Origin of the sequence: Embleya sp. NBC_00896, from assembly GCF_045207785.1 — a bacterium.
Classification (GTDB): domain Bacteria; phylum Actinomycetota; class Actinomycetes; order Streptomycetales; family Streptomycetaceae; genus Embleya.
In genome coordinates, this window is record NZ_CP108776.1 from 3,363,888 (window position 1) to 3,376,226 (window position 12,339).

Below are 12,339 nucleotides of genomic sequence, written 5' to 3' on the forward strand. Positions count from 1 at the left end.
ACGACATGAAACCTGGCGAACATCTGTTTCGGGTCGGGTTCGTACAGGTGCGGATAGACCCGCTCGAAAAGACAATGGTCTGATGAACGCCGAGACCCCCGCCGCACGCTCGTCCCGCCACCTGACCGTGGCCGTACCTCCGGCGAAGGACGGCAGGGGTCAGGTCTCGGCGGTGCCCGCGGACTCGGGGTCCGAGCTGCCCCCGGACCGGTTCCTGGACCGGGAGGGCAGCTGGCTGGCCTTCAACGAGCGGGTGCTCGAACTGGCCGAGGACCCGGCCACCCCGCTGTTGGAGCGGGCCAGGTTCCTGGCCATCTTCGCGTCCAACCTCGACGAGTTCTTCATGGTCCGGGTGGCCGGCCTCAAGCGCCGGATCGCGACCGGCCTCGCGGTGCGCGCGGCGAGCGGGCTGCAGCCGCGCGAGGTGCTGGAGAACATCTGGGCCCGCAGCCGCGCGCTGATGGCCCGGCACGCGACGTGCCTGCACCACGACGTGCTGCCCGCGCTCGCCGAGGCCGACATCCAGCTCCTGCGCTTCGACGACCTCACCGACGGCGAGCGGCAGTCGCTGTACGCGCTGTTTCGCGAGCGGGTCTTCCCGGTGCTCACCCCGCTGGCGGTGGACCCGGCGCACCCGTTCCCGTACATCTCCGGGCTCTCGCTCAACCTCGCGGTGATCGTGCGCAACCCGCGCTCGGGCAACGAGCACTTCGCGCGGGTCAAGGTGCCGCCGCTGCTGCCGCGCTTCGTGGAGACGTCGCCGGCCCGGTTCGTGCCGCTGGAAGAGGTGATCGCCGAGTTCCTGGGCGACCTGTTCCCGGGCATGGAGGTGCTCGGCCACCACGCGTTCCGGGTCACTCGCAACGAGGACCTGGAGGTCGAGGAGGACGACGCGGAGAACCTGCTCCAGGCTCTGGAGCGGGAGCTGATGCGCCGCCGGTTCGGGCCGCCGGTGCGCCTGGAGGTCGAGGAGACGATCGACCCGCACGTGCTCGACCTGCTCGTGCGCGAACTGGGCGTCAGCGAGAAGGAGGTCTATCCGCTGCCCGGCCCGCTGGATTTGACCGGCCTGCACGCGATCGCCGACCTGGAGCGACCCGAGCTCAAGTTCGGCCGCTTCGTCGCCGGCACCCACCGCGACCTGGCCGAGGTCGAGACCGCGCAGGCCGCCGACGTGTTCGCCGCGATGCGCAAGCGGGACATCCTCGTGCACCACCCCTACGACTCGTTCGCGACGTCGGTGCAGGCCTTCCTGGAGCAGGCCGCGGCCGATCCGAACGTGCTCGCGATCAAGCAGACCCTGTACCGCACCTCCGGCGACTCGCCGATCGTGGACGCGCTCGTCGACGCCGCCGAGTCCGGCAAGCAGGTGCTGGTGCTGGTCGAGCTCAAGGCCCGCTTCGACGAGCACGCCAACATCACCTGGGCCCGCAAGCTCGAACAGGCCGGCTGCCACGTCGTGCACGGCGTGGTGGGCCTCAAGACGCACTCCAAGCTGTCCCTGGTGGTCCGCCAGGAGGGCGACGCGCTGCGCCGCTACTGCCACATCGGCACCGGCAACTACAACCCGAAGACCGCCCGGCTCTACGAGGACCTGGGCCTGCTGACCGCCGACCCGCAGGTCGGCGAGGACATGTCGAACCTGTTCAACCGGCTCTCCGGGTACTCGCGCGCACAATCGTTTCGGCGGCTGCTCGTGGCGCCGCACTCGCTGCGCAACGGGCTGATCGAGCGGATCGAGCGCGAGGCGGCCAACCACGAACAGGGCCTGCCGGCGTACGTCCGGCTCAAGTCGAACTCGCTGGTCGACGAGCTGGTGATCGACGCGCTGTACCGGGCCTCGCAGGCCGGGCTCCCCGTGGATCTGTGGATCCGGGGCATCTGCGCGCTGCGCCCCGGGGTCCCCGGTCTGTCCGAGACCATCCGGGTCCGCAGTATTCTCGGCCGTTTTTTGGAACACTCTCGGATATGGGTATTCGCCGGCGGCGGCGAGCCCGAGGTGTGGATCGGCAGTGCCGACCTCATGCACCGCAACCTCGACCGCAGGGTCGAGGCCGCGGTGCGGTTGCGCGGCGATCGACACCGCGACGAGATGACGTCCTTCATGGACCTGGGCATGAGCGAGGAGACCGCCTCCTGGCACCTGGACCGGGACGGCACCTGGACCAGGCGATCGACCGCCGCCGACGGCACCCGGCTTCGTGACGTGCAAGAGCACCTCATCGAGACCCGGAGGCGCAGACGTGGCCCGGAGTAAGCAGTCGCAGGCGACGATCCCTCGACCACGCCCGGCGGCCGAGGACCCCTCGGCCGGCACGATCCTGCTCGCGCACCTGGTCGGCGAGGCGGGCGCGTTCATCGACCAGTTGCCCCGGCTCGGCGCGGGCGAGGAGGACGCGGCGCACAGCGCGCGCGTGGCCGCCCGGCGGATCCGCAGCGCACTGGCCACCTGCGGACCGCTGCTGGAGCGCGAGCGGGCCGACCGGCTGCGGGCGAGGTTGCGGGACGCGGCGGACGCGCTCGCGGCCGAGCGGAACGCCGAGGTGCTGCTCGAGCGCCTGCTGGCCGACCTGGACACGCTGCCCGAGCGACCCGGCTCGGCGCGGGCCCGGGCGATCGTCCGGCGCCGGTTGCGCGGCGACCTGGACGCCGGCCGCGCGCTGGCCCTGGAGGCCCTGGGATCCGAGTCGTTCGCGGCGTTGTCCGCGTGCCTGGTCGAACCGGCCCTGGGCCTGACCTTCACCGAGCGGGCGGCGGGCCCGGGCGCCGAGGTGGTACCGAGGCTGGTCGCGCGGACCGTGCGCCGGCTCGACCGCGCCGCCGAGCGGCTCCCGGTGGCGGCGGCCCGGGTGCCCTACCCGGCGGACAGCGCGGCGTTCGCGCCGTACGCGGGCACCGACGACGAGGAGTGGCACCGGGTCCGGATCCTGGCCAAGCGGGCGCGCTACGCCGCCGACATGTGCGTGCCCGCGTTCGGCGCCCCGGCCGCCCGGCTGACCCGGCGGCTCAAGGCGGTGACCGAGGTGCTCGGCGTGCACCAGGACGCGACGATCGCGGCGGAGGTGGTCGCGGAGCTGGCGGCCCGGCCGCGGATCGGGGGCCCGGCCGCCTTCGTCCTGGGCGAGCTGTACGCGCACGAGCGGCACGCGGCGACGGCCCAGCGCCACGCGTTCGCGCTCGTGTGGCCCAAGGCGAGCGCCGCCGACGCGAGGGCGTGGCTCGATGGATGATCCGGCGCGGGCCGGCCGCGTCGGGCGGCCCGCACTCGATCCGGTGCTCGCCGCGGGCGGGGTGCTGTGGCGGCGGACCGCGAACGGGCCGGAGGTGGGGCTCGTGCACCGCCCGCGCTACGACGACTGGTCGTTTCCGAAGGGGAAGCTGGAGCCGGGTGAGCCCGCGGTGGTGGCCGCGGTGCGCGAGATCGGCGAGGAGACCGGCTTCCGGGCCATCCTGGGCCGCGAGTTGGGGGTGCGCAGCTACCCGACGCACTCGCACGATCGACTCAAGATCAACCGCTACTGGGTCGCCGAGGCCGTGGCGGGGACGTTCACGCCCAACCACGAGGTGGACCGGATGTGGTGGGGGCTGCCGGAGGAGGCCGCCGCGCGCACGACGGATCCCGCGTACACCGCGTCGCTGATCGACGCGTTCCGCGGCGGTCCGCCGCCCGCGACGGTGCCGGTGCTCGTGCTGCGCGCGGGTCCGGCGTTCGCGGAGGATCTGGTGCCGATGCTCGCCGCGTTCGGTCCGGTCGAGGTGCACGGGTGCACCGAGCCGGCCGCGGCCGCGACCGTCGCGCCGTACGTGGCGGCCGTGCGCGCGCGGGTCTCGGCGGCGCCGCGCTCGGTGGCCGACGCGCTCCGCGGCGGACGTCCGACGCTGCTGTGCACGCCCGTTCCCGACCTGCCCCGGGCCGCTCCCGGAGTGGTGGGCACCCGGCTCGCGGCCGAGCCGTTGCTGCCCGGCGAGTTCGCGGTTCTGCACGCCGCGGCGGGGCGGGTGGTCGCGATGGGGCGTTACGCCCCGTACCCCACGGGAAGCTGAGCACTCGGTCAAGCCGAGGACACGGTTCACGGAACGTCGAGCGACCTCGATCTGAACGGCAGATGAACGTCGTCCGACCGGCCCGACAAAGCCCCAGTTCAGGGGCGGTAAATACCTAGATGGTCGGACAATTCACCCAGGAGTCGGCTTATCTGACTCGACCGTTCGAGTTCACCCTCGGTTCACTTTCCCCGGCGGATCGCTTCATTCGCGCGGCTTAACTTCATGGATGACGGCGATCACTCGGATCGTCGCGCCACGCAGTGAGTTCGATCGAAAGGGAGCGCCGTGACCATTCGGCCCCGCAGTGTCCGTCGCGGTATCGGCTTCACCGGCCTTGCCCTCGCCGGCGCGCTCACGCTGGCCGCGTGTGGCTCCGACGACAACAGCTCCGGCAACGACTCCAAGGCGCCGAAGTCCACGGCCGCCGGCGCCGAAGCCCCCAAGGGCGACTGCGCGACCGGCAAGATCGCCGGCGCCGGGTCGAGCGCCCAGAAGAACGCGCTGGACGAGTGGACGAAGGCCTACCAGGCCAAGTGCTCGGGCTCCTCGATCGACTACGCGTCCTCGGGCTCCGGCGCCGGCCGTCAGTCGTTCTTCGACAAGCAGGTCACCTTCGCCGGCTCCGACTCGGCGCTCAAGCCCGAGGAGGCCGCCAAGGCCGCCGCCGCCTGCGCGCCCGGCCAGGCGATCAACCTGCCGATGGTGACCGGCCCGATCGCGGTGTCGTACAACGTCTCCGGCGTGAAGGACCTGGTCCTGGACGCCAAGACGATCGCGGGGATCTTCTCCGACAAGATCAAGAAGTGGGACGCGCCGGAGATCAAGGCGCTCAACCCGAACGCGCAGCTGCCGTCGACCGCGATCCAGACCGTGCACCGGTCCGAGGCGTCCGGCACCACCGAGAACTTCACCAAGTACCTCAAGGCCGCGGCCGGCGCCGACTGGACCTTCGACGCCGCGCAGGACTGGAAGGCCACCGGCGGCCAGGGCGCCAAGGGCAACGAGGGCGTCGCGTCGATCGTCAAGCAGACGCAGGGCGGCATCGGCTACATGGAGCAGTCCTTCGCCGAGAACTCGGGCCTGAGTATCGCGCAGATCAACACGGGCGCGTCGGCTCCGGTCAAGCTCACCGCCGAGGCCGCGGGCAAGGCCGTCGAGGCCGCCAAGATCGCCGGCACCGGCAACGACCTGAAGCTGTCGATCGACTACGCGACCAAGGCCGAGGGCGCCTACCCGATCATCCTGGTCACGTACGAGATCGTCTGCGAGAAGGGCACCCCCGCGGACAAGCTCCCGCTGCTGAAGTCCTTCCTGAACTACACCTCCAGCGCCGAAGGCCAGAAGGTCCTCTCGGGCATCGGCTACGCGCCGCTCCCGACGACGATCGCGGACAAGGTTCGCACCGCCGTGGCCGGTCTGTCCTAGTCCGAGCCCGCTGAGCGACCGACTCGTACGGAGAGAGATGTCCACCACCACCCCCACCGCACCGGCGGAACCCGAGCGCGAGGCCCCGGCCAGGCGCACCAAGGTTCGGCTCGGCGACCGGATCTTCTCCGGTGCCTCCCGCGGCGCCGGCATCAGCCTGCTGGCCATCATGGCCGCGATCGCGATCTTCCTCGTGGTCAAGGCGACGGACGCACTGTCGAAGAACCAGGGCAACTTCCTGACGGACCAGGGCTGGGACCCGAACGCGGCCAAGCCGGTGTTCGGTGTCGTCACCCTGGTGTTCGGCACGGTTGTCAGCGCCACGATCGCGATGCTCATCGCGGTGCCGGTCGCGGTGGGGGTGGCGCTCTTCATCACGCACTACGCCCCGCGGCGGATCGCCCAACCGCTGGGCTACGTCATCGACCTGCTGGCGGCCGTGCCCAGCGTGGTCTACGGCCTGTGGGGCTCGATCTTCCTGGCCCCCAAGCTGCTGGGTCTGCACGCGTGGCTGTCCGACTACCTGGGCTGGATCCCGATCTTCGACAAGGAGCAGACGGGCATCACCGCCCGCACGCTGTTCACCGTCGGGATCGTGCTCGCGATCATGATCCTGCCGATCATCGCGGCGGTCACCCGGGAGATCTTCCTCCAGGTGCCCCGCGCCCACGAGGAGGCCGCGCTGGCGCTCGGCGCGACCCGCTGGGAGATGATCCGCGTCGCGGTCCTGCCGTACGGCAAGCCCGGGATCATCAGCGCGTCGATGCTCGGCCTGGGCCGCGCGGTCGGCGAGACCATCGCGGTCGCGATGGTGCTCTCGCCCAGCTTCCTGGTCTCGATCCACATCCTCGACCCGGGCAACAACACGATCGCGGCGAACATCGCCAACCAGTTCGGCGAGTCCAACGACATCGGCCGCGGCGCGCTGATCGCCTCGGGTCTGGTCCTCTTCGTCATGACGCTGCTCGTCAACGGCGCCGCGCGCATCGTCATCAACCGGCGCAAGGCGTTCTCTGGAGCGAACTCATGACCGTCCTCGACACCGGTGACAAGCGCCCGGGCCTCGGTACGGACGCGGCCGAGTCGGTCGCCGCGCTCCCCGATCCGCGCGCGGTCACGCTGACCCGCCGGACCCTGCCGCGCCAGGTGCCGTGGGCGATCGCCGGCGGCGCGATCGCGCTGGTGGTCGTGCTCAAGCTGGCCCTGGGCAACTGGGGACTCGCGGTCTTCCTCGCGGGCGTCGCCTTCATGGCGGTCCTCACCGCCGTGTCGTGGCGGTTCGAGGACAGCCGCCGGGCCCGCGACCGGTTCGCGACGAGCCTGATCTCCACCGCGTTCGTGCTCGCCGTGCTGCCGCTGATCTCGCTCCTGGGCTACACGATCCAGCGCGGCGCCGAGAAGCTCACCCCCTACTTCCTGACCCACTCGATGCGCGGCGTCGGCTCCCGGGACGACACCGGCGGCGTCTACCACGCGATCGTCGGCACGCTGGAGCAGGTCGGTCTGGCCGCGCTGATCGCGGTTCCGATCGGCCTGTTCACCGCGATCTACCTGGTGGAGTACGGCCGCGGCCGACTCGCCAAGACCGTGACGTTCTTCGTCGACGTGATGACCGGCCTGCCCTCGATCGTCGCGGGTCTGTTCGTCTACGCCTTCTGGATCCTGATGCTGGGCTTCGAGGCCTCCGGCTTCGCCGGTTCGCTCGCGCTGATGATCCTGATGCTGCCGACCGTGGTGCGCTCCGCGGAGGAGATGCTCAAGCTCGTCCCGAACGAGCTGCGCGAGGCCAGCCTGGCGCTCGGCATCCCCAAGTGGCGCACGGTGCTCAAGGTCGTCCTGCCCACGGCGTTCGGCGGCATCGTCACCGGCGTCATGCTCTCGATCGCCCGGGTGATCGGCGAGACCGCCCCGCTGCTGCTCCTGGTCGGGCTCACCCAGTCGATCAACACCGACCCGTTCTCCGGATGGCAGTCGGCCCTGCCGCTGTTCGTCTACGACCAGAACCACGCCGGCAACACGTTCGCCGAGGAGCGGGCCTGGGCCGGCGCGCTCACGCTGATCATCATCGTCATGCTCCTGAACCTGGCGGCGCGCCTGATCGCGCGCTGGAAGGCACCGAAGGCGGGCCGATGAAGCTCAAGACGCAGGGCACGACGAGAGCCACCCCCGACCCCGGCACCGACACCCGTACCGATCTCGAGGCAGGAATGACCAAGCGCATCGAAGTAGCCGGACTCAACGCCTACTACGGCTCCCACAAGGCCGTCGAGGACATCTCGATGACCATCGAGCCGCGTTCGGTCACGGCCTTCATCGGTCCTTCCGGCTGCGGCAAGTCGACCTTCATCCGCACCCTGAACCGGATGCACGAGCTGATCCCGGGCGCCCGGGTCGACGGCTCGGTCGCGCTCGACGGGCAGGACCTGTACGGAAACGAGATCGACCCGGTCGCGGTCCGCCGCACGGTCGGCATGGTGTTCCAGCGGCCCAACCCGTTCCCGACCATGTCGATCTACGACAACGTCGCGGCCGGGCTCAAGCTCGCGGGCATCAAGCGCCGGGGCGACCTCGACGCGATCGTCGAGCGCTCGCTGCGCGGCGCCAACCTGTGGACCGAGGTCAAGGACCGGCTGAACAAGCCCGGCGCGGGCCTGTCCGGCGGCCAGCAGCAGCGTCTGTGCATCGCGCGCGCGATCGCGGTCGAGCCGCAGGTGCTGCTGATGGACGAGCCGTGCTCGGCGCTCGACCCGATCTCCACGCTCGCGATCGAGGACCTGATCGCGCTGCTCAAGGAGCGGTACACGATCGTCATCGTGACCCACAACATGCAGCAGGCCGCGCGCGTCTCGGACAAGACCGCGTTCTTCAACCTCGCGGGTCCGGGCCAGCCCGGTCGGCTGGTGGAGATCGGCGACACCGAGAAGATCTTCTCGGCACCGACCCAGGAGTCCACCGCCGACTACATCGCCGGTCGGTTCGGCTGACGGTTCGAGAGTCGAGGGAACACGACCGTGGACACGCGAGAGGGCCCACACCGGGACGGGTGTGGACCCTCTTGTCGTTCTTGTCGTTCTTGTCGTTCTTGTCGTTCGCGTCGTTCGTGTGGAACGCGGCGCGGGGGTGCGGGGTCAGCCCACGATCAGATGGGCGATCCAGTACACGCCCGCCGCGACCAGGCCCGCGGCCGGCATCGTGGTGAACCAGCCGATCAGGATGTTCTTGGCGACGCCCCAGCGGACCGCCTTGACCCGCTTCGTCGCGCCGACGCCCATGATCGCCGAGGTGATGATGTGCGTGGTCGAGATCGGCGCCTTGAAGACGTAGGCCGTCGTGTACAGGATCGACGCGGCCGTGGTCTCGGCCGCGAAACCCTGCGGCGGGTCCAGCTCGATGATCTTGCGGCCGAGCGTGCGCATGATCCGCCACCCGCCCGCGTAGGTGCCGAGCGACAGCGTGACGGCGCAGGCGAGCTTGACCCACACCGGAATGCTGTCGCCCTCCTGGTGACCACTGATGACCAGTGCCATCACCACGATGCCCATGGTCTTCTGGGCGTCCTGGATGCCGTGTCCGAGCGCCATGCCGGCCGCCGAGACGGTCTGCGCGAGCCGGAACCCGCGCTTGGCCTTGTGCGGGTTGGACTTCCGGAACAGCCAGATGATCAGGACCATCACCAGATATCCGGCGACGAGGCCGACCACCGGCGACAGGAACATCGGGATCACGACTTTGTCGATCACACCGTCCCAGTAGACGGTGCTGGAGCCCGCGAGCGCGGCGCCGACCAGGCCACCGAACAGCGCGTGCGACGAGGACGAGGGCAGCCCGAAGTACCAGGTCAGCAGGTTCCAGAAGATCGCGCCGACCAGCGCCGCGAACAGGATGACCAGGCCTTGCTCGCCTTCGGGGGTGGCGATCAGCCCCTCGCTGACGGTCTTCGCGACGCCTTCGCCGAGGAAGGCGCCCGCGAGGTTCATCACCGCGGCCATGGCCAGCGCCGCCCGCGGTGTCAGTGCCCGAGTGGACACCGACGTCGCGATGGCGTTGGCCGAGTCGTGGAAGCCGTTGGTATAGGTGAAGAAGAGCGCGACGCCGATGACGATGATCAGACCAGTGAGTTCCACTGGGTCAGGACTCCTTGACGGCGATCGTCTCGACCGTGTTGGCCACGTGTTCGAAACCGTCGGCGGCCTCTTCGAGCACGTCGATGATCCCCTTGAGCTTGAGCACCGTCAGCGCGTCGTACGCACCGCTGAACAGGTGCGCCAGGAGCTTGCGGTGGATCTGGTCGGCCTGGTTCTCGAGTCGGTTGATCTCGATCCAGTACTCGGTCAGGTCCTTCATCGTGCGCAGCCGTGGCATCGCCTCCGCGGTCAGCTCCGAGGCCCGGACGAGCACCTCGATCTGGTCCGCGACCTGCGGGGGCAGATCGTCGAGCTGGTACAGCACGACCAGGTCGACGGCCTCTTCCATGTAGTCCATGACGTCGTCCAGCTGCGACGCGAGGGCGTAGATGTCCTCGCGGTCGAACGGCGTGATGAAGGAGGCGTTGAGCTGGCGCATGATCGCATGCGTGGTGTCGTCACCGGCATGCTCGGCCGCCCGCATCCGTTCGGCGATCTCCGGACGAGCGGAGACCTCTGCGCCGAGCAACTCCGTAAGGAGCTTGGATCCGGTGACCAGGTTGCTCGCCGCTGCGGCGAACATGTCGTAGAAGCTCGTCTCCCTGGGGGTCAGACGCAATCGCACTAGAGGTCTCCGGGATAATGAAAGTGGTCGGCGTCGATGCTAGGCGCTCCTGCGGTCCTGCACGCAAGCCGGGGAGTCGACATGAGCCCCGACCGTATCCGGCGGTAATACGACGCACGCTGTGAGCGACGAACAGGCATGCGGAATCGCCCGTTCCGCCACCGAGGACGCCCGTTACACGGCCAGAGTATGGGCCCGGACCCCGTTCGAGTGACAGAGCGGCCTACCCTCGACCCATGTCGCCCACATCACACGAAGCGGATCCGTCGATCGGTCGGAGCATCACCGTTCGGGCACGGCCCGCGACCGTGTTCGCGATCGCGACCGATCCGCGCGGGCGTCACGAGACGGACGGCTCGGGCGCGTGACGCGCGCGCCGCAACGGGACACGGTCGCGACAGGGGCCGCGCCCGCGCGATCGAAGAAGCCGGGGGAAGTGACCGGTTCGCTTGCCGGATATACCCCCCAGGGGTAAATTCGGAAGGTGGACGGTCACCCGATCGGGCCATGTATGTGGATACGGCCGCACAGATACGGGAGACGACGGTGGAACAGGATCCGCAGACGCCGGACGCGAAGGCGACACCCGGCGCGCAGGGGCACGAGCACGGCTACAGCGGTCGCAAGGACGAGCACCTCAAGCGGCTGCGGCGGGTCGAGGGGCAGGTCCGCGGGCTGCAGCGGATGGTCTCCGAGGACGAGTACTGCATCGACATCCTGACGCAGGTCTCGGCCGCGACGAAGGCGCTGCAGTCCTTCGCGCTCAGCCTGCTCGAGGAGCACCTCGGGCACTGCGTCGCGAACGCGGTCGAGAAGGGCGGTCCGGAGGCGGACGAGAAGGTCAAGGAGGCGTCCCAGGCGATCGCACGCCTGGTGCGCTCCTGAGGCCGCGGCGGCGGGGGCCGCCGGCCCGTGTGTGGACCGTCGTCCCCCACCCGCCCACGAGCCCGAGGACGGCGTCGATCTGGGCCTGGGTCAGCGGGCCGTCACTCGCCGACGCCGCGATCATCAGGTCGCCGTAGAGCTCGATCTCGTCGAGGACGACGTGGTCGTGCACGCCGCGATCGGAGAACCGTGACACCCACATCACCTCCTGCTGCGCACCCCGGACGGGCCTCGGCCCATCCAGCGTAGGGGCGCCTTCGCAGCGCGGACATGGCACGCCTGGGTCATTTGGGGACGGCCCACAACGACGCCGCGGGAGTGGCTCAGCCGCGTTTGGTGGGTGTCCCGGCCGGGCTCGGCGCGACGTACAGGTCCTTGCCCGTGGGCGGCTTGACGTCGACCGCGACGCCGAAGTCGTACAGCTCCGCGCTGGAGTGCACCTTCGCGGTCGGCCCGTCCTCCGGGCCCATCACGAAGGCGAACTGCTCCTCGACCTTGCGCAGTCGGCCCGCGTCGTCGAGGTAGGCGTCGAACGGGATCGGCGCCCCGTCGAAGGTCTTGAGCGCGGCGGCCAGCGGCCCGCGCACCTCGGGCGGGGTGAGGTCGTGCGCCTTGCGGATGTCGAGTGTGCCCTTGTAGTGCCGGACCGTGTCCGCGCCGAGCTTCTCGGTGCCCACGAGCACCACGTCGTCGTTGACCCCGCGCAGTATCTCGAAGGAGGTCCCGGGGTCGGTGCCGCCGCCGCTGACCAGGTTGCCGTCGGCGAGCCCGTCGATCGCCACGCGGACCCACTTGTCCTTGGGGATGCCGGGCGAGGCGTTCTTCATGTAGAGCGCCTCGGGGGTGAGGATCTCCTGGAGCGGCCCGGCGATGCCGGAGTCCTTGGGGGCGTCGACCGTGAGCGAACCGATGTGCCGCACGTAGTCGAACAGGCCCTCCCCGGTGAGCTTGACGACCCGGTCGGCGGACTCCATCGTCATCGCGGTGCGGGTGCGTGAACTCTTCGCGCTGGTGGTGACGTCGGCCGCCCGGCGGACCGCGAGGACGGCGTCGGACGGGCCGTTCGCGGCCTCGCCGCCCTTGACCTGCGCGCCCTGGGGTTGCGCGTCGTCACCTTCACAGGCGGTGGCGCCCGCCAGGACGAGGGCGCAGCAGGCACCCGTGAGCGCGGTGCGGACCAACATGTGGGGCTCTCCCGGGATGCTCGGAATCCTCGCGTGACGGCGCGCCACG

General features: G+C 70.1%; 13 protein-coding genes. 10 read left to right on the top strand and 3 right to left on the bottom strand.

Annotated features, from left to right (window positions below):
* The first annotated feature begins 82 nt into the window (after positions 1-82).
* From OG928_RS15265 to pstB, 7 genes are all read left to right on the top strand, one after another.
* Positions 83-2,257, top strand: a complete 2,175-nt coding sequence (locus OG928_RS15265) for an RNA degradosome polyphosphate kinase (RefSeq protein WP_406283964.1) — start codon at positions 83-85, stop codon at positions 2,255-2,257.
* Positions 2,244-3,230 (top strand): CHAD domain-containing protein, encoded by a 987-nt coding sequence (locus tag OG928_RS15270; RefSeq protein WP_406283966.1) that lies wholly within the window; start codon positions 2,244-2,246, stop codon positions 3,228-3,230. The genes OG928_RS15265 and OG928_RS15270 overlap by 14 nt, the downstream gene beginning before the upstream one ends.
* Positions 3,223-4,044, top strand: a complete 822-nt coding sequence (locus tag OG928_RS15275; RefSeq protein WP_406283967.1) for an NUDIX hydrolase — start codon at positions 3,223-3,225, stop codon at positions 4,042-4,044. Before OG928_RS15270 ends, OG928_RS15275 begins: the two co-directional genes overlap by 8 nt.
* A 288-nt stretch (positions 4,045-4,332) precedes the next feature.
* On the top strand, positions 4,333-5,472 hold the full coding sequence (pstS, locus tag OG928_RS15280; RefSeq protein ID WP_406283968.1) for a phosphate ABC transporter substrate-binding protein PstS: 1,140 nt from the start codon (positions 4,333-4,335) through the stop codon (positions 5,470-5,472).
* A gap of 37 nt (positions 5,473-5,509) precedes the next feature.
* Positions 5,510-6,502, top strand: a complete 993-nt coding sequence (gene pstC / locus OG928_RS15285) for a phosphate ABC transporter permease subunit PstC (protein ID WP_406283969.1) — start codon at positions 5,510-5,512, stop codon at positions 6,500-6,502.
* On the top strand, positions 6,499-7,605 hold the full coding sequence (gene pstA / locus OG928_RS15290; RefSeq protein ID WP_406283971.1) for a phosphate ABC transporter permease PstA: 1,107 nt from the start codon (positions 6,499-6,501) through the stop codon (positions 7,603-7,605). Before pstC ends, pstA begins: the two co-directional genes overlap by 4 nt.
* 74 nt (positions 7,606-7,679) lie before the next feature.
* The gene (gene pstB, locus OG928_RS15295; RefSeq protein WP_406290990.1) at positions 7,680-8,456 is read left to right on the top strand and encodes a phosphate ABC transporter ATP-binding protein PstB; all 777 of its coding nucleotides are present in this window, start codon (positions 7,680-7,682) and stop codon (positions 8,454-8,456) included.
* A 144-nt stretch (positions 8,457-8,600) separates the two neighbouring features.
* Here the strand turns inward: pstB and OG928_RS15300 are convergent, their stop codons facing one another.
* On the bottom strand, positions 8,601-9,596 hold the full coding sequence (locus tag OG928_RS15300; protein ID WP_406283973.1) for an anion permease: 996 nt from the start codon (positions 9,594-9,596) through the stop codon (positions 8,601-8,603).
* A gap of 4 nt (positions 9,597-9,600) precedes the next feature.
* Positions 9,601-10,221 carry a DUF47 domain-containing protein gene (locus OG928_RS15305; RefSeq protein ID WP_406283975.1) on the bottom strand — a complete coding sequence of 207 codons (621 nt, stop codon included), beginning with the start codon at positions 10,219-10,221 and terminating at the stop codon, positions 9,601-9,603.
* A gap of 236 nt (positions 10,222-10,457) precedes the next feature.
* On the opposite strand from OG928_RS15305, the gene OG928_RS15310 reads away from it, so the two are divergent.
* From OG928_RS15310 to OG928_RS15320, 3 genes are all read left to right on the top strand, one after another.
* Entirely contained in the window at positions 10,458-10,589 is a 132-nt protein-coding gene (locus tag OG928_RS15310; protein ID WP_406283976.1) for a hypothetical protein, read from the top strand.
* A gap of 139 nt (positions 10,590-10,728) precedes the next feature.
* A complete protein-coding gene (locus tag OG928_RS15315; RefSeq protein WP_406283978.1) occupies positions 10,729-11,106 on the top strand; it encodes a metal-sensitive transcriptional regulator in 378 nt (125 codons plus the stop codon).
* A gap of 31 nt (positions 11,107-11,137) precedes the next feature.
* Positions 11,138-11,299, top strand: a complete 162-nt coding sequence (locus OG928_RS15320) for a hypothetical protein (RefSeq protein ID WP_406283980.1) — start codon at positions 11,138-11,140, stop codon at positions 11,297-11,299.
* A 130-nt stretch (positions 11,300-11,429) separates the two neighbouring features.
* On the opposite strand, the gene OG928_RS15325 is transcribed toward OG928_RS15320, so the two are convergent.
* A complete protein-coding gene (locus tag OG928_RS15325; RefSeq protein ID WP_406283982.1) occupies positions 11,430-12,290 on the bottom strand; it encodes a hypothetical protein in 861 nt (286 codons plus the stop codon).
* Between the last annotated feature and the right edge of the window lie 49 nt (positions 12,291-12,339).

What these genes read in the sequence shown, in the direction of transcription:
- pstB (WP_406290990.1), top strand. Translation starts at nt 7,680, where the DNA reads ATGACCAAGCGCATCGAAGTAGCCGGACTCAACGCCTACTACGGCTCC.
- OG928_RS15310 (WP_406283976.1), top strand. Translation starts at nt 10,458, where the DNA reads ATGTCGCCCACATCACACGAAGCGGATCCGTCGATCGGTCGGAGCATC.
- pstC (WP_406283969.1), top strand. Translation starts at nt 5,510, where the DNA reads ATGTCCACCACCACCCCCACCGCACCGGCGGAACCCGAGCGCGAGGCC.
- OG928_RS15315 (WP_406283978.1), top strand. Translation starts at nt 10,729, where the DNA reads ATGTATGTGGATACGGCCGCACAGATACGGGAGACGACGGTGGAACAG.
- OG928_RS15275 (WP_406283967.1), top strand. Translation starts at nt 3,223, where the DNA reads ATGGATGATCCGGCGCGGGCCGGCCGCGTCGGGCGGCCCGCACTCGAT.
- OG928_RS15265 (WP_406283964.1), top strand. Translation starts at nt 83, where the DNA reads ATGAACGCCGAGACCCCCGCCGCACGCTCGTCCCGCCACCTGACCGTG.
- OG928_RS15325 (WP_406283982.1), bottom strand. Translation starts at nt 12,290, where the DNA reads ATGTTGGTCCGCACCGCGCTCACGGGTGCCTGCTGCGCCCTCGTCCTG.
- pstA (WP_406283971.1), top strand. Translation starts at nt 6,499, where the DNA reads ATGACCGTCCTCGACACCGGTGACAAGCGCCCGGGCCTCGGTACGGAC.